At 64.7% G+C, this 15,776-nt stretch carries 18 protein-coding genes and 1 pseudogene; 12 read left to right on the top strand and 7 right to left on the bottom strand.

What is annotated here, in order from left to right:
- The first annotated feature begins 84 nt into the window (after window positions 1-84).
- From GMOLON4_RS06820 to GMOLON4_RS06810, 3 genes are all read left to right on the top strand, one after another.
- Window positions 85-1,476 carry an MFS transporter gene (locus GMOLON4_RS06820; protein WP_245575367.1) on the top strand — a complete coding sequence of 464 codons (1,392 nt, stop codon included), beginning with the start codon at window positions 85-87 and terminating at the stop codon, window positions 1,474-1,476.
- Window positions 1,477-1,544: 68 nt separating this feature from the next.
- Window positions 1,545-2,213, top strand: coding sequence for a DUF1801 domain-containing protein (locus tag GMOLON4_RS06815; protein WP_026936207.1), 669 nt, complete (start codon window positions 1,545-1,547; stop codon window positions 2,211-2,213).
- 25 nt (window positions 2,214-2,238) lie between these two features.
- Window positions 2,239-3,375: a tellurite resistance/C4-dicarboxylate transporter family protein gene (locus GMOLON4_RS06810; RefSeq protein WP_084147354.1), complete on the top strand. Its 1,137-nt coding sequence runs from the start codon at window positions 2,239-2,241 to the stop codon at window positions 3,373-3,375.
- Here GMOLON4_RS06810 and GMOLON4_RS06805 read toward each other — a convergent pair.
- From GMOLON4_RS06805 to GMOLON4_RS06795, 3 genes are all read right to left on the bottom strand, one after another.
- Window positions 3,305-3,880: a TetR/AcrR family transcriptional regulator gene (locus GMOLON4_RS06805; RefSeq protein ID WP_051266344.1), complete on the bottom strand. Its 576-nt coding sequence runs from the start codon at window positions 3,878-3,880 to the stop codon at window positions 3,305-3,307. The genes GMOLON4_RS06810 and GMOLON4_RS06805 overlap by 71 nt on opposite strands.
- Window positions 3,877-5,415, bottom strand: a complete 1,539-nt coding sequence (locus tag GMOLON4_RS06800) for an MFS transporter (RefSeq protein WP_026936206.1) — start codon at window positions 5,413-5,415, stop codon at window positions 3,877-3,879. The genes GMOLON4_RS06805 and GMOLON4_RS06800 overlap by 4 nt, the downstream gene beginning before the upstream one ends.
- Window positions 5,416-5,480: 65 nt before the next feature.
- Window positions 5,481-5,753: an acylphosphatase gene (locus GMOLON4_RS06795; RefSeq protein ID WP_026936205.1), complete on the bottom strand. Its 273-nt coding sequence runs from the start codon at window positions 5,751-5,753 to the stop codon at window positions 5,481-5,483.
- A 146-nt stretch (window positions 5,754-5,899) separates the two neighbouring features.
- On the opposite strand from GMOLON4_RS06795, the gene GMOLON4_RS06790 reads away from it, so the two are divergent.
- The 7 genes from GMOLON4_RS06790 (at window position 5,900) to GMOLON4_RS06760 (ending at window position 11,733) form a co-directional block, all read left to right on the top strand.
- Entirely contained in the window at window positions 5,900-6,442 is a 543-nt protein-coding gene (locus tag GMOLON4_RS06790) for a protein-L-isoaspartate O-methyltransferase family protein (protein WP_035732118.1), read from the top strand.
- Window positions 6,443-6,515: 73 nt separating this feature from the next.
- Window positions 6,516-7,982: a succinic semialdehyde dehydrogenase gene (locus tag GMOLON4_RS06785; RefSeq protein ID WP_051266342.1), complete on the top strand. Its 1,467-nt coding sequence runs from the start codon at window positions 6,516-6,518 to the stop codon at window positions 7,980-7,982.
- A 40-nt stretch (window positions 7,983-8,022) separates the two neighbouring features.
- Entirely contained in the window at window positions 8,023-8,829 is an 807-nt protein-coding gene (locus GMOLON4_RS06780) for an SDR family oxidoreductase (protein ID WP_026936203.1), read from the top strand.
- A gap of 7 nt (window positions 8,830-8,836) precedes the next feature.
- Window positions 8,837-9,511 (top strand): lysoplasmalogenase, encoded by a 675-nt coding sequence (locus GMOLON4_RS06775; RefSeq protein WP_026936202.1) that lies wholly within the window; start codon window positions 8,837-8,839, stop codon window positions 9,509-9,511.
- A complete protein-coding gene (locus GMOLON4_RS06770) occupies window positions 9,511-10,296 on the top strand; it encodes a GNAT family N-acetyltransferase (protein WP_211222676.1) in 786 nt (261 codons plus the stop codon). Before GMOLON4_RS06775 ends, GMOLON4_RS06770 begins: the two co-directional genes overlap by 1 nt.
- Window positions 10,297-10,462: 166 nt before the next feature.
- A complete protein-coding gene (locus GMOLON4_RS06765) occupies window positions 10,463-11,149 on the top strand; it encodes an SDR family oxidoreductase (RefSeq protein ID WP_026936201.1) in 687 nt (228 codons plus the stop codon).
- Between the two features lie 281 nt (window positions 11,150-11,430).
- Complete coding sequence (locus tag GMOLON4_RS06760; protein ID WP_026936200.1) at window positions 11,431-11,733, top strand: putative quinol monooxygenase; 303 nt, start codon at window positions 11,431-11,433, stop codon at window positions 11,731-11,733.
- Between the two features lie 23 nt (window positions 11,734-11,756).
- Here the strand turns inward: GMOLON4_RS06760 and GMOLON4_RS06755 are convergent, their stop codons facing one another.
- Window positions 11,757-12,830: a hypothetical protein gene (locus tag GMOLON4_RS06755; protein WP_026936199.1), complete on the bottom strand. Its 1,074-nt coding sequence runs from the start codon at window positions 12,828-12,830 to the stop codon at window positions 11,757-11,759.
- Entirely contained in the window at window positions 12,830-13,897 is a 1,068-nt protein-coding gene (locus GMOLON4_RS06750) for a hypothetical protein (protein WP_026936198.1), read from the bottom strand. The genes GMOLON4_RS06755 and GMOLON4_RS06750 overlap by 1 nt, the downstream gene beginning before the upstream one ends.
- A 189-nt stretch (window positions 13,898-14,086) precedes the next feature.
- Here GMOLON4_RS06750 and GMOLON4_RS06745 point away from each other — a divergent pair.
- Window positions 14,087-14,347, top strand: a pseudogene (locus GMOLON4_RS06745) (NUDIX domain-containing protein); the annotation flags it as partial.
- 113 nt (window positions 14,348-14,460) lie between these two features.
- Here the strand turns inward: GMOLON4_RS06745 and GMOLON4_RS06740 are convergent.
- Entirely contained in the window at window positions 14,461-14,760 is a 300-nt protein-coding gene (locus GMOLON4_RS06740; RefSeq protein ID WP_035732023.1) for an MmcQ/YjbR family DNA-binding protein, read from the bottom strand.
- Between the two features lie 30 nt (window positions 14,761-14,790).
- Window positions 14,791-15,168, bottom strand: coding sequence for a cupin domain-containing protein (locus tag GMOLON4_RS06735; protein WP_035732021.1), 378 nt, complete (start codon window positions 15,166-15,168; stop codon window positions 14,791-14,793).
- Window positions 15,169-15,321: 153 nt separating this feature from the next.
- Here GMOLON4_RS06735 and GMOLON4_RS06730 point away from each other — a divergent pair, with 153 nt between their 5' ends.
- Window positions 15,322-15,753, top strand: a complete 432-nt coding sequence (locus GMOLON4_RS06730) for a VOC family protein (protein ID WP_026936194.1) — start codon at window positions 15,322-15,324, stop codon at window positions 15,751-15,753.
- The last annotated feature ends 23 nt before the right edge of the window (window positions 15,754-15,776 follow it).

The raw sequence follows: 15,776 nt of genomic DNA, 5'->3' as shown, positions 1-15,776 counted from the left end.
ATGAACGAAAGCCTGAGTGATACCGTTAAGTTCCTGATGTGCCCTGAATTCCCAGGACCTGGACAATCTGACATAGGAGTCAGCGTGACCCACCACACAGCACAAACAAGCGCACGGGAACGGAACAAAGTCCTCGCTGCGGTAGTGGTCGGAACCACGATCGAGTGGTACGACTTCTTCATTTACGCATTCATGGCGAACCTCGTGTTCGCTCAACTCTTCTTCGAGCCGGCAGGCGCTGGACTCGCGCAGATCATCTCGCTCGTCTCGATCGGCATTTCATTCCTGTTCCGGCCGCTCGGCGCGTTCCTCGCTGGGCACTTCGGTGACAGGATCGGTCGTCGCCCGATGCTCGTGATCACGCTGTTCCTCATGGGTGCCGCGACCACCCTCGTCGGTGCGCTGCCGACCTACGACATGATCGGCATCGCGGCGCCGATCCTGTTGCTGCTGCTGCGCATCCTGCAGGGCCTTTCGGCCGGTGGCGAATGGGGCGGTGCGGTGCTCATGGCCATCGAGCACTCGCCAGTTCACCGGCGTGGTCTCTACGGCTCGTTCGTGCAGTCGGGTGTGCCGATCGGCATGCTGCTCGCGACCGGCGTCCTGGCCGCGGTCCGCGCGCTCTTCCCGGGTGACGCGTTCCTCGAGTGGGGCTGGCGCATCCCGTTCTTCCTCTCGATCATTCTCGTGATTGTCGGCTACGTGGTGCGTCGCGCGGTCGAGGAATCGCCGGTTTTCCAGGAGATCAAGGAGACCGCGCAGCAGGAATCGGCGCCGATCGTGCAGGTCTTCAAGCGTTACGGCGTCGTAGTGCTCCTGTGCGCCCTCGTGTTCATGGGCAACAACGCGGTCGGCTACATGACGACCGGTGGTTATGTTCAGGGTCTGGCATCACGACCGATCGACCAGGGCGGCTTCGGCTTCGACCCGGTCGGCGTGCAGCTCGCGAACCTCGGCGGCGCAGTGTCGTGGCTCGTATTCACGTTCCTCGCCGGTTGGCTCTCCGACAAGATCGGCCGTAAGCCGCTCTACCTCATCGGCTGGGTCGTGCTTGCCGCCGGCGTCATCCCGCTGTTCGCGCTCTCGGCAACGGGCGTTGCAGGTGTCGGCTGGGCCGTGACGATCCTCGGCGTCGGCCTCGGTCTGACATACGGGGCCCAAGCCGCTTGGTACGCCGAGTCCTTCCCCGCATCCGTTCGATACTCCGGCGTCTCGATCGCGTACGCGATCGGTGCGGTTATCGGTGGTGCTTTCGCGCCGACGATCGCGCAGGCGCTGCTGCAGGCCACCGGCACGACGTGGGCGATCGTCTGGTACCTGCTCGCGACCATCGTGATCTCGGTGATCGGCACGCTGCTGCTGCGCGACCGCACCGGCATCCCGCTCTCGATTGAATTCGAGCACGACGGGCACTGGGCACACTGGCGCAAGGGGGACCCGGACCCGACAGCGGTCGGCACCGCCAGTAACAAGTAGACACACCAAACGCCTGTTGCCCCGCCCGCCCTCATCCGGCGGTCGGGGCAACACTTACAATCGGCACCATGGCAACCTCTTTCGACACGATTCCCGGCGTTGCGGCTCCGGCCCGAAGGGCCCTCGCGAGCGCCGGCTACTCGGACCTCGAGTCCCTCGACGGCGTTCCGTACGAAGACATTGCGAACCTGCATGGGGTCGGTGCGCGAAGTCTTGAGCGGCTGCAGTCGGCACTGAACGCAGCCGGCAAGAGCCTGGGCGGCGAAGTACCTGAGCCTGCATCTCGCGACGCCGTGTATACCGAGGGGCACACCGGTAAGAACGCCGCCGACATCAAAACGACACAGACCGCCGAAACCCCGGAGGAGTACATCGAATCGCTCGACTCGGAGCGGCGGGTCCGGGACGGTCGGTTGCTGCTCGAACTCTTTAATCGCGTCACTGGCGAAGAGCCGGTGATGTGGGGACCGTCGATGATCGGCTACGGGCAGGTGCACTACAAGTACGCGACGGGGCGCGAGGGCGACACATTCAAGCTCGGCTTCAGCCCGCGCAAGGCAAAGCTGTCGCTCTACGGACTCACCGGCATTGATGGCGGCGAGCAGTACCTGAACCGGCTCGGCAAGCATTCCGTCGGCGCTTCGTGTCTTTACGTGAATAAGCCCGAGGACATCGATCTCGAAGTGCTGGCTGAGCTCGTCGGCCTGGCCTGGAATTCTGAGCCGGGCGCGTGCTAGGCGCTCCGACAAGCATCCCGACGGAGTGACAACATTGAACCGGACGCTCGAGCGCGCCGACCGAGCCGTCAAAGCCCTTTCGCCCGGATACTTCGCGCTCGTGATGGCGACGGGCATCGTCTCGATTGGACTGACCGAGGCGGGATTCGATTGGCCGGGGCGTGCGCTGCTCGTGCTGGCCGCGATCGCGTATGTCGTGCTCGCGGCGCTCTACTCGATCCGTTGGTTCCGGTATCCCGCCGAGGTCATGAGCGACCTTCGAAACCCCGAGCAGGCGTTCGGTTACTTCACGATCGTCGCGGGCACGGGCGTCGTCGCCACCGGCCTGCTCGACACGGCGCTGGCGATCGTATCCGTCGCCCTCGTCGTGCTTGCCGCGCTGTTGTGGTTTGTCTTGGGATATGCGATCCCTTGGTTCGTGCTCATGCAGCGCGACGGAAAGCCAATCCTCGAACGCACGAACGGCACGTGGTTCGTGTGGTCGGTTGCGTCCCAGTCACTTGCGGTCGGTCTGGCGGGCATCGAGCCGCTCGTGCCGTCGGCGTCCGTGCTGATCGGGATGCTTGCGGTGCTCTCGTGGTCCGTCGGCGCGCTGCTGTACGCGGGGATCGCCGTGCTCATCATCCTGCGCATCGTGCATCTCGGCCTCACCCCCGAGCAGTTTCAACCGCCGTACTGGGTGTCGATGGGTGCGCTCGCGATCTCGGTCGTCGCGGGAACGGGAATCGTCAACATGTCGGCCACCCCGATGGTCGAGGCCGCCGCGTCATTCATCGGCGGCACGGTGGTGAGCTTCTGGTGCTTTGCATCCTGGCTGATTCCGATGCTGCTGGGCGCGGGATTCTGGCGCCACGTCCTGAACGGGATTCCGCTTCGCTACTCCCCGGGGATGTGGTCGATGGTCTTCCCGCTCGGAATGTTTGCGGTCGCGTCGATGCGCCTCGGGCGAGTCGAGCGCATCCCGTGGATCGAGGTGATCGGCACGAGCTTCCTGTGGATCGCGGTGCTGGCATGGCTGCTCGTGGCCGCAGGCCTCATCGGGAGCGTCATTCGTCGCGGGGTGGATGCGCGGGAAGCGCGGGATGCGCGGGTCAAGGCTCCGGATGCTCGGGAAGCGTCAACCTCAGCAGCCGCGGATACGCCCGGGGGAGATCATCGGTGAGCACCTTCTCGTCATACGCGGATGCGGAGGCGAGCCCCTCGGCCGCGTAACGAACGATCGCGATTCGATCCGGATCAAGTCCGTCCTGCGCGAGGAATTCGCGCCAATACTCGGTGTCGGCGTGGTTCAGCTCGTCGATGCCAGGAACGCCCTCGAGGTACGTTGAGAAATCGGCATAGCTCGCGAACTCGGCGCGCTCGGGGGAGTCGGGGCCGCACAGCGCGTGGACGTAGGCGCGCAGGGCCTTGCCCGGGTAGTTCTCCGAGAGATCTACCCGGGCGCGCACGGCCGCCTGGAGCCCCTCGTAATAATCGCGTAGGACGGCGCGCAGGAGCTCGTTCTTGTTGGCGAAGTGATGCAGTAGCCCACTCTTGGAAATCCCCGCGGCCTCGGCGATCTGCTGCAGCGTCGTCGCAGTACCGCGCTCGGTGAGCAACTCGCGAGCTGCCGCCAGGATGGCCGTGCGCGTGCGCTCCGTATTCCGGGAGCCGTCGCCCTCTGTCATTTCACTACCTCGATCTGGCCGGTGTCCTCGCTCACGCTGATGCGGCGGGGGATTGTCCGCCACGCAAAGATACCCGTGAGGATGAGCAATCCGGCGGCGACGAGCGCGGTCACCTGCATTGCGCCGGTGAAACTCTCTTGGAGTAGGTGGATGACGTCGGGATGGCTGTCGCTCAGCGCCTCGATTCCCGAGGCGAGCGACTCGTGCGCCGACTGCTGCTCGGCCGAGGATAGCCCCGAGAGGTCCGGCAGGCGCATCCGGTATTGCGCGGTCAGCAGCGAACCGAGCACCGCGATGCCGAGGGCGACGCCGAGCTCATAGGCCGTCTCCGAGATCGCCGACGCGGCACCCGCGCGAGCGCGCGGGACTGAACCGACCACCGTATCCATCGCCACCGTCTCGGCGAGGCCGATGCCGAAGCCGGTGATCAGCAGCGCGATGATGATACCGGTGAAGCCCTCGAGGCCCTCGGCATACGCGAGGATCGCGAGGCCGATACCGGTGAGGATGAGGCCGAAGCCGGTCGCGCCGCCCACGCCGAGCTTGGAAACGACGAACGACACCAGCACGACCACGACCATCATGGCGATCGTCGCGGGGAGCTCGGTCAGGCCAGCCTGGAGCGGTTCGAGGCCGCGCACGAGCTGGAGGTACTGCGAGAAGAAGAACAGCAGGCCACTGAGCGCGAAGATTGCGAATCCGATCGAGATCACGGCGCCGCGGAAGGCGGGCACCTTGAACAGCTCGAGATCGAGCATCGGGACCGGGAGTCGCTGCTGGTGTCGCACAAACAGCCAGCTCGCCACGAGGCCGATCACGATCGACGTGAACAGCACCCAATCAAACTGCGCGCTGAAGACGCGCTTGATTGCGAAGACGAGCGGCACGATCCCGGCGATCGAGAGGATGCTCGAGAGCCAGTCGACCTTCTGGGGATTCGGGTTCTTCGACTCGGGCAGGAGGAAAAGCCCGGCGATGACGAGGACGAGCATGACCGGGATGTTGATGAGGAACACGGAGCCCCACCAGAAGTGTTCGAGGAGGAAACCGCCAACGAGCGGGCCGAGCGCGGCACCACCTGCAGCACCGGCCGACCAGATGGCGATCGCCCGCGTGCGTTCCTTCGGCACTGCAAACATGTGTCGCACGATGGAGAGGGTTGAGGGCATGAGCGTCGCGCCGCTGATCCCGAGCACAGCGCGGGCGGCAATGAGCGTCTCGGCGTTTGGCGCGAAGGAGGCTAGTGCGGACGCGAGGCCGAAGCCGACGGCGCCGATAAGGAGGAGCTTCTTTCGACCAATCTTGTCGGCGAGGTTACCCATCGTGATGAGGAGGCCGGCGAGGGCGAATGAGTAGATGTCGCCGATCCACAGCAGCTGATTCGCCGTGGGGTCGAGGGCTGCGCTCAGGGCCGGGACCGCCAGTGACAGCACCGTGCCGTCGACGGCAAGCAGCGTAACCGCAAGGACGAGGACGCCGAGCGCGGCCCATTCTCGGGCACCGGCGCGCGGCGAAGGCGGATTCAATTCGAACATGTGGTCAATAGTACAGACCAGATGGTCGGTAGTCGAGGGGTTTTGGTTGGCGGTGTGGTCGGTTGCTAGCGAATCTCGAATGCGCCGCCCGGGATGCTGCTGGTCTCGGCCGTGGCTTCGTCGGTCACCTCGACGGCCGTGACTCGAGCGGCGGGCGGGCCGGCCTCGCACCACGTGAGCAGCGCATCCACCGCCGGCCGCGGCCCGCGAAAAACCGCCTCGACGCTCCCGTCGGGGCGGTTCCGCACCCAGCCGGAGACGCCCCGCTCGAGTGCGGCCGCGCGGCACGAGTAGCGGTAGCCGACGCCCTGCACGACGCCGGTGATGCGCACGTGCACCGCGCGGTTCGATTGCGAGGGGTGGGATTGCGTAGTTGGCCTCCTGCTGTTGCTGATCCAGGCCTGGGATACTCGAGCATAAGTACTGAGCTCGAAAGTCGGCGGTGACGATGGCGAAACACGGCGAGGATACGGTGGTGCGGGTTATGCGTGAGGTCGACCGCGCCGCGTTTTTGCCGAGTTCGCAGCGCGGTCGCGCCGGTTTCGATGGGCCGATTCGGATTGGCTTTGGCCAGACCAACTCGCAGCCGCGAACGGTCGCGAACATGCTGCGCCTGCTCGATGTGCAGCCGGGCCAGCGCGTCCTCGACGTAGGTTCGGGGTCGGGCTGGTCCACCGCGCTCCTCGGCGAGCTGGTGGGGCCTGAAGGCACGGTGATCGGCGTTGAGCGCGTCCCCGAGCTTGTTGTGCGCTCGCGGGAGGCGCTGGATGCGCGGGGTCGTTCCTGGGTCGAGGTCCGGGAGGCGCTGCCCGGCACCCTCGGTTGGCCAGAGGATGGACCCTTTGACCGCATCCTGGTGTCGGCGGAGGCGAGGGAGCTGCCCGAACAACTCGTTGAGCAGCTCGCGGTGGATGGTCGGATGGTGATTCCCGTGCGCTCGCGCATGCTGCTGGTGACGAAGGACGAGAGCGGCATCGAGGTCTCCGCCCACGGCGCGTATCTGTTCGTGCCACTGATTGAGGGGTGAGCTCGATCCGCCGAAATTGTACGGTCGCCACGGCCATCGGGAGTTTCGGAACAGCGAGCCATACCATCGGGGCATGACAACGACTGTCAATCTCGCCGCTGAAAACGAGCCCGACGAGCAGCTTTCTTCGACCATCGCCCATGTCGAAGCCGCCTTCGAAACGGCTCGTCGCAGCCAACGCCTCTGGGCGCAGTCCTCGCTGCGCGAGCGCGCGCGCATCATCCTGGCGTTTGGCCGACTCGTGCTCGACCGCGAGGCCGAGCTCCTCGACCTCATCCAGCATGAGACCGGCAAGTCACGGCGCGACGCCTTCGAAGAGCTCACGGATGTCGTGCTGTGGTCGGGCCACGTCGCGAACCACGGCCCGGCGCTTTTGCGCTCGCGGGGCAAGCGCGGCGCGATTCCGTTGCTCACGACTACGACCGAGGTGCGGGTGCCGAAGGGCGTCGTCGGCATCATTACGCCGTGGAACTACCCGTTCACGCTGCCAGCGACCGACTCACTGCCTGCGCTCATCGCGGGAAACGCGGTCGTGCTGAAGCCGGATCGGCTCACCCCGCGAATTGCCGACCGGTTGCTCGAACTCCTGCTGGAGGCCGGGCTACCCAAGGGCGTGCTGCAGATCGTGCACGGACCGGGCGCCGAGATCGGTGGCGCGGTTATCGAGCGGGCCGACTTCGTGATGTTCACGGGCTCGACGGCAACGGGGCGAGTCGTCGCCCGCCAGTGCGCCGAGCGGCTGATCGGATTCTCGGCCGAGCTCGGCGGCAAGAACCCGCTCCTCGTGCTCGAGGACGCGGACGTCGATCGCGCCGCGCCCGGGGCCGTGCGCGCGAGCTTCGCGAACGCCGGGCAGCTCTGCATCTCGACGGAGCGGCTCTACGTGCACGCTGCGCACTGGGATGAGTTCTGCGCGAAGTTCGTCGAGCACACCGAGGCGCTGCGTCTCGGCCCCGGATACGACTGGGGCATCGACATGGGCAGGCTGATTAGCGAGCGGCAGCTTGCGACCGTCGAATCCCATGTGGCGGATGCTGTGGACAAGGGCGCGCGAGTGCTCGCAGGCGGCAGGCGTCGGCCGGATCTGGGGGAACTGTTCTACGAACCGACCGTGCTCGTGGATGTCGGCCCGGGCATGATCGCCCATCGCGAAGAGACCTTCGGCCCGGTCGTGAGCCTTTACCGCGTCGAGTCCGATGACGAGGCCATCGCGCTCGCGAACGACAGCGAGTACGGCCTCAACGCGAGCGTGTGGTCGCGTCGAAACGGTGAATCAGTGGCACGCAGGCTGCGGGCGGGAACCGTCAACATCAACGAGGGTTACGCCGCGACATGGAGCTCGTACGCCTCACCGATGGGCGGCATGAAGCAGTCCGGCCTCGGGCGGCGACACGGCACTGCGGGCATCCTGAAGTACACGGATGCGCAGACGATCTCGCGCCAGCGACTCATCCCGATCGCGGGACCCGACGGTTTCGGGCACGAGCGCTGGGCGGGCGTGATGTCTGCCGGAGCGCGCATCCTGCGGCGGATTCCGTAGCGACTCGCTCACAGCACGACCCACTCAACGAGGAGAACCAATGGGGCATAGACTGCGCGGCCAAACCGTGCTGATCACCGGCGGCGGAAGCGGCATCGGGCGGCTGATGGCGCTCGAAGCCGCGAAGCGCGGAGCGCGCGTGGTCATCTGGGATCTCTCTGAGGAGGCCGGCGCGGCCGTGCGTGACGAGGTGCGAGGGCGCGGCGCGAGGGCCGAATCGTTCGCTGTGGACGTCTCCGACCGCGAGGCCGTGGCGCGCGTGGCCCTCGAGACCGGCGACGTGGATGTGCTGATCAACAACGCCGGCGTGGTCACGGGGAAGCGGTTGCTCGACGCATCCGATGCCGACATCGAGCGCACGTACCGCGTAAACCTGCTCGCGCTGTACTGGGTGACGCGGGCCTTCCTCGGCGGGATGATCGCGCGCAAGCGAGGCACGGTCGTCACGATCTCGAGCGCGGCGGGCCTCGTCGGCGTCGCGAAGCAGACCGACTATTCGGCGAGCAAGTTCGCGGTGTTCGGGTTCACCGAGTCGCTGCGGCAGGAGCTACGGAAGGAACGTACCCGCGTCCGCACACTCACCGTCTGTCCGTACTACATCGATACCGGCATGTTCGAAGGGGTGCACACACGCTTCCCGCGGCTTCTGCCGATCCTCGACCCTGACGACACGGCCGAGCGAATCATCCGCGCGATCGAACGGGGCCAGTCCCAGCTCGTCCTGCCCGCGTTCGTGCGCGTGGTTCCTATCGTGCGAATGCTTCCGACCCCAGTGTTCGATCGAATGATGGACTTCTTCGGCATCAACAACACCATGGATGCGTTCACCGGTCGGCGCGAGAAATGACGCCGTGATGAAGCTCCGAGCCTCCGCTGTGGCGCTGCTGATTTCGTTTGCCGCGGTCACGGTCTTGCACTTGATCGCCCAGTTTGTGGCACCCGGCGAGCTGTTCGCCCACGTGACCCAGTCGCTGCTGATGCCGCTGCTCGCGGCTGCGCTCTGGGCCGGCACCGTGCGGCCGCGCGGGCGGCTGGTTTGGGCTGTCATTGTCGCGCTGTTCTTCTCGTGGCTCGGGGATGTGCTGCCACGGTTCGTTGCGGGCGATGCTGGCTTCCTGACGATGGTCGGCTGCTTCCTCATCGCGCAGGTCTGGTACATCGTCGCGTTCGCGCCGAGCTGGCGTCGGTCGGTGGTGCGCCAGCCGCTGCTCCTCCTGCCGTACCTCGCAGCGTTTGCGCTCCTTGTCGTGTTCTGCGCCGGGGGAGCCGGGTCGTTGCTCGTTCCTGTGGTGATCTATGGCATCGCGCTTGTGACCATGGCGGTGCTGTCGACGGGCCTCGGGCGGGTGGCGGGCCTCGGCGGTGCGATCTTCTTCGTCTCGGACGCGATGATCGCGCTGCGCACGTTCGCCGACATCGCACCGCCCGCGAGTGGCTTTTGGGTCATGCTCACGTATTCGCTGGGACAGGCGCTGATCGTCGTCGCGGTGATGCGGTGTACACAACAGCAGACGAAGAAGGAGTCCTGATGGAGGGCCAGAGAATACAGTCGCTCGCGATGCGCATCGCGCTCGAATTTCCCGAAGTGACACAGACAAACCCGTTTGGTCCGGACTCGGAGGTGTTCAAAGTCGCGGACAAAATGTTCCTGCTCGCCTCAGATGTCAATGCCGAGCCCGTGATCACGCTGAAGTGCGAACCCGAATACGCGACGGCGCTTCGCCAAGAACACGAGTCGATCGTCCCCGGCTACCACCTCAACAAGCGGCACTGGATCACGATCGCGGGTGGCGCATCCATCACCGACGATCTCGTGCAGGACCTGGTCATCAATGCCTACGAACTCGTTGTGGAGTCGCTACCGAAGAAAAAACGACCCGCGCGCGCGACGGTGCACGACCTCCGCATCGTGACCGCCGACGATCCGGCCACGCTTGTCGCAAACTCGGCACTGTTTGATCACCAGGTGAGCGCGGAAGGGGCGGCAGACTTCCTGTCGCGGCCCGGGCACATCCTGTTTCTTGCCCTCTCGCCGGATGGCGAAGGGGTTGGCTTCGTCTCCGGAGTCGAAATGCGGCATCCAGACAAACAACCCGAAATGTTCGTCTATGAGCTGGGGGTCGACAAGGATTGGCGCCGTCGAGGCGTTGCGAAAGCACTGCTCGGCGCGCTTCGAGGCGAGGCCCGTAGCCGCGGATGCACGGGGATGTGGACCGGCACGGAAGCGGCCAATGGCCCGGCGATCGCGACCTATCAGTCGATGGGTGCGACGGTCGATACCGCGTCGGTGTTCATTACCTGGGACAAGCTCTAAGAGCGAGAACTCTGACCGGAAGTTGCGCGTTCTTCCGAGATTTCTGGAATAGCTCAGGATCGGCCTCGTTGTATTCGGTGGAAGCCGCGACTCCCGACGCATACCGAGCGCCGGTCCACCAATGCGGAAACCAAACGGCGCCCATCGGCGCAGAATGGAGCACCTCATGACAGATTCCAAGCGCGTAGTGATCATCGGCGGACACGGCAAGGTTGCCCTGCTTGCCGCCCCGAAGCTCAAGGATGCCGGCTACGAGGTGTACTCCATCGTCCGGAACCCCGATCACGCGGATGACGTCGAAGCGGTCGGTGCCAACCCGGTCGTGCTCGACATCGAGTCGGCCGACACGGCGACGCTCGCGGGCGCCTTTGCCGGCGCGGATGCGGTCGTCTTTTCCGCTGGTGCGGGCGGTGGGAATCCGGCGCGCACGAACGCGGTCGACTACGAGGCCGCGGTGCGGTCGATGGATGCCGCGGCGCAGGCCGGCGTGACCCGGTACGTCATCGTGTCCTACGCATCCGTTGGCGACGATCTTGACCGACTGGACCCGAGCGACTCGTTCTACCCGTACGCCAAGGCGAAGCACGGTGCGGATGCATACCTCCGCAAGAGCGGGCTCGACTACACGATCCTCGGGCCGGGCATGCTCACGCTCGAGCCGTCGACCGGAAAGGTCGTGATCGCCGACGAACACGCGAACATCGATGGCCGTAAGCCGGCCGCTGGGGAAACCGACACCCCGCGCGAGCTCGTCGCCGATGTCATCACGCACGTGGTCGCGAACAACGCCGCGATCGACCAGACGGTGAACTTCTACCAAGGCGAGACCCCGATCGCGGAAGCCATCCGCTAAGTCTCAGAAGGAGAGTAGGCCCGGACAACCCTGCGAATTTCAGGCTGTCCGGGTCTTTGCGCGCAGCGGTAATTCGAGACCGATCGCCAAATTTACACTTTGATTTATCAGCACGCCGATCGCAATCTAGGGGCGAATCACGAGCGCAACCGCCTTGCTCGCTAGTGGAGACCGAGAGGGTCCTCCCTGGGTGCGCTAACACGGAAGGCCGGCTAAACCGAGTCGCTGTTCAGCCATCCGACGTTCAGCCATCCGACATGGCGTCCGTTTACGTTGCGGCCATGACATTCGCGAACGTAGGTACGCTCGGTGCGATTCCGGGGAAGCGTGACGAACTGGTGGCCATCCTGACGGCGCGTAACGATGCGCTCCGCGAGGTTGGCTGCATGCTTTACGAGGTTGGTACGAACAACGAGGATCCCGACACGGTTTATGTTGTCGAGCTCTGGGAGTCGGCGGATGCGCATCAGGCGTCGCTGCAGCTCCAGGAAGTGCGCGACGCCATCGAGTCGGCGAGGCCCATCCTCTCTGGCGAGTTTGGCGGGTTCCAGTTCGACGTGCAGGGATCGCCGATTCGGGACTGAGCTAGATGAGACCGGGTCGCTGTCTAGGATGCGGGACGTGGCTCAAGGGTGATCCCGAACTCGGTGACGCCGAAATCGAGCTTCGTACCGTCCAGCGATCCGGTTTGCTCGATGCTCACCGTCGCCGAGCCGGTGTCGAGCGGCACGGAAAACCACACCGTCGATTCCTGCGCGGTGCCGGCTGGCTGGCCGCCGAGATCGATTGGTTCCAACTGGGAGCCGTCCTGGAACGTGAGCGTGATCTGGCCGGTGTGCGTGAACTCCCGTACCTGCGAGGTGTGCCCCAGCTCGACGCCTAGGTATGTATATCCTGGCTCGGCCCATCCGGCTGGGGCGAGCGCTGGGGTGACTTGGGCGCCGGTGACGAGTCCCGCCGTGATGATGAGGTCTCCGCGGAGAGTCTCGTCGCGGTACTCCCACCACACCTCCTCGTGGCTGGTCGTGAGGACCGTGTCGTAGTACTCCTCTACGTCCGATTCGACGCGAGTGCCGTCGATCAGACTCAGTCGCTGGGTGCGGTCGTCCTGAGTGAACTCGAGTACAACACTGTCCGGCGCGCTCCCCTCCGGGACCGACACCAGGAGCCACGTTTCGCTCGTGCCACTGAGACCACCACTGCTCTCGAGCGCGATGGCGCCGTGCAGTCCGGGCACTTCTTCGCCGTCGACGAGGACGCGAGACTCATGCGGGAAGTACAGCGGCTCTTGCGGCATCGTCGTCGGTGCCGCGCCCAGGACCTGCACGATGAGAAACTCCTCGCCCGCGGAGGAATGAATGGAGTCGAATGTCGGCTCCGCATCCTCGGGCAACGATTCGACAAGATCCGCTCCCACATCCCACGGCACCGAATCGGTGAGGGCCGTCTGGTTGACCCAGAATGCGGCACCCGGAACCTCGAGCACGTGTTCGCGGTCGTGAGGATGCGCATCGTAGGTGGTTCGCGGCAGAGCTCCCGTTGCCGAGATGGTGGTGCCGGACAGTGGCGCTGCCTCGGTGGCCGAGTCGGCAGAACACCCGGAAAGCCACAGTCCCGAAGCGAGCGCTATTGCAGCGGCGATCCGAGTCGAGCGCCGAGGGTGCATCGCGACGTGTGCCATTAGTGCGTCCCCTCGTCATAGGTGAACGATAAGGATGCCTCCAGGGCGATGTCACCGAACGCCTCGTCGAGTCCGTCTCGTCGCGGATAGGGGGACAGATCGGCCACGAATTCGCCTGACTCGAGGGTGTTTGGGATCTCGAACCAGATCTCGACTTCCCCGGCGCCTCCGATTGGTTTCACCGCGAAGGCCTCGATCGAGGCGCCGTCGTCGAGGCGGAGGGACGCGGTGCTCGCGGGCGAAGGAGGGATGTTGCTGAACGACCCCGACGGGCTAGTAGCCGTGTAGAACGATTGACCTACGACGACTTGAACTCGGAGGAACACCTGTCCCGATTCCGGAATGCCGTACGCATCCGATGCAGGGTAGAGATCTGCTGACTGGACGTAGGCGTAGAGCTCGTCCACATTGCCGTACTCGTCAGTCGCGCTGGCGTAGGCGTCCTGGCCAGCCACGAACCCGACGACATTGATGCAGCCGTACATTTCTTCATTGTCGGAGCGGACGCGTGAACCGTCGAGCAGACTCAGTTGTTGACTCGACCCACGGGACGTCACTTCCAAGACAACGTCGTTCGGTTCGGCGTCTTCGGGAACAAGGAAGAGGAACGTGTTGTCGAGGCGAGGCTGACTGATCGAATACGTCTCGCTGCCATTCTCATTGGCGACTACGAGCTGAACGGTGCCTTCGGCCAGGTGCGTCGTCACCGGGGCGTACGGTTTCGAATCGACGGTGACCCTCGCCGCGGCAAAGTCGTAGCCGTCGGGCGCGACGAGCCCTTCAGTGGGGATCTCGCGCTCATAACGCGTGTTCCCAAAACCGTAGTCGGCGAGCACTTCAGCCGTCACGAGATCGCTGACGTGCACCGATTCGACCCGATACACGTGACTCACCGTGTCCACTCGGTTCGCGGCTGATTTGTCGACCGGCGTGCTCTCGAAGCCGGCGAGCGGGGTGGTCAGCTCGACGAACGGTCGATCCTCGATGACGTCTTCCCATCGCAGTTCCCCCGGGGCGGATGCACAACCCACGAGGGCGAGCGGCAGCGCGCCGATGAGGGCGCCCACTATCACCGCATGCGTGGATAACCGCGACGGAGCAACACGGTGGGTACAGGTGGACGTTGGCACCCGGCCAGGCTAGCAATCGAATGAAGGCGGGGAATCCGCCAGCAGTTGCCATTGGGATAGTGCTTCCCGAGCAATGGCGACTTTCGGTTCCCGGGCGGCAAGGCGGAACCCGGCGAGTCGCCCGCTCAGGCCGCGGTCCGCGAGGCGCGCGAGGAGACCGGGCTCGTCATCGAGCTCGGGCGCGAACTTTGGGTCGTTGACATCCCGACGGACGACGGGCGCGTGGTTGAGGTGCATGATTTTGTGGCGCGGGTGGTTGGCGGGAGTCTGCGCGCGGGCGACGATGCTGCGGATGCACGCTGGTTTCGTGGCGATGAGGTCGATTCGGTGCCGCTGACGCATAACCTCCGGAAATACTTGGTGCGAGCCGGCGTCGTGACGGATTGACTGCACTGCGGCTCACGACAGCCTTTTGGCCGCGGATTCTTGGGTCCCTGGCGGCGTCACTATGCGCGCTTGGAGCGCATCGCCTTTCGTTCCTTGAGTGTCTCGAAACCGGCTCAAGCCGCCTTCAACGCCCAAGCATCCTCGAGCAAACCACGAACGACTATCTCTTCAGCTACGGAGACGTCGATCTCCACGCAGGCGAGGCGGCGGCCCCAATAAAGCTCGCTGCAGAACTCGGGGTACTCGAGCACCGCCGTGCGGATGCCGAATTCGTCGAGCATGATCCGCAGTGTGTCGGGCTCGGGCAGCGTAGCGAAGATTCGATTCTTGACCCGAAATGATGGAAAACCGTGGTGAGGTTGTTCAACGGCGCCGTCAAAGGCGAGCGCTATTTCGCGGACGTCGATTTCCATGATCTGTCCCGGTTCAACGTTCCTACAGCGTCACTGGCTCGGACCGAGGGGTGCACCCGATGGCCCAGCATCAGCGGGAGCATCCGCACCGGCAGACACAGCACTGTCACCTTTTGGCTCTTTCAGCTCGACAAAAATGACCCGCGTATCTGTTGAGCCGGTGTTCTCACCCGAGTGCTCCTGTGCATCCAACCAGCGAACCTGCTCGGCTGGAATCTCAAGCTCGACTTGCCGGTCGCCGCTCTTGAGCCGACGAGAAAATGAACTGAGCGTAATCATGACCGAGTCGGGATGATCGTGCGGCGTGGTTGCGTCTCCCGGATGGTCGAGATACTCGAGCACCCGCACGCGGTCATTCTCGAACACGACTCGATAGAAGTTCGGATTCGACACGGTGGGATCAGACATGATGACCTCCGAAAGCGGCTTGGTCCATCAGGCTAGATCGCGCACCAGGGGATAACTGTCGCGGTTCCTGCGAGGATGTCGAGGGTCGCTGCGGGCGAGTCGGAGCCGCGCGTTCGCATGTCGTTCGCGGGCAGACCATTTAGCGTGATTCGTATGACTATCAAGCTCGACAACGTGGGCATCGCCGTGCGCGACATCGAGGCCGCGATTGCGTTTTTCACCGACCTCGGCCTCGAGCTCGAGGGGCGTCAGACGGTTAGCGGTGAGTGGGCAGACACCGCCGTCGGACTCGACGGCAATCACGCGAAGATCGCGATGCTTCGCACCCCCGACGGTCACGGTCGCCTCGAACTGTTCGAGTACATCCATCCCGAAGCAATCGAGACGACGCCGACCCAACCCAACGAAATTGGGATGCACCGGGTCGCGTTCCAAGTAGACGACATCGAGCAGGCGCTGGCGACGGCAGCCAAACACGGCTGCTACCCGCTGCGCGGCGTCGCGAACTACGAGGACGTCTACAAGCTCACCTACGTGCGCGGGCCGAGCGGCATCATCGTGATGCTCGCCGAGGACCTCCGGTGATAAGAACGGGGCGGATCACTGCG

This window comes from Gulosibacter molinativorax (assembly GCF_003010915.2).
Lineage (GTDB): Bacteria > Actinomycetota > Actinomycetes > Actinomycetales > Microbacteriaceae > Gulosibacter > Gulosibacter molinativorax.
This window is presented reverse-complemented; position numbering and strand designations above follow the sequence as displayed.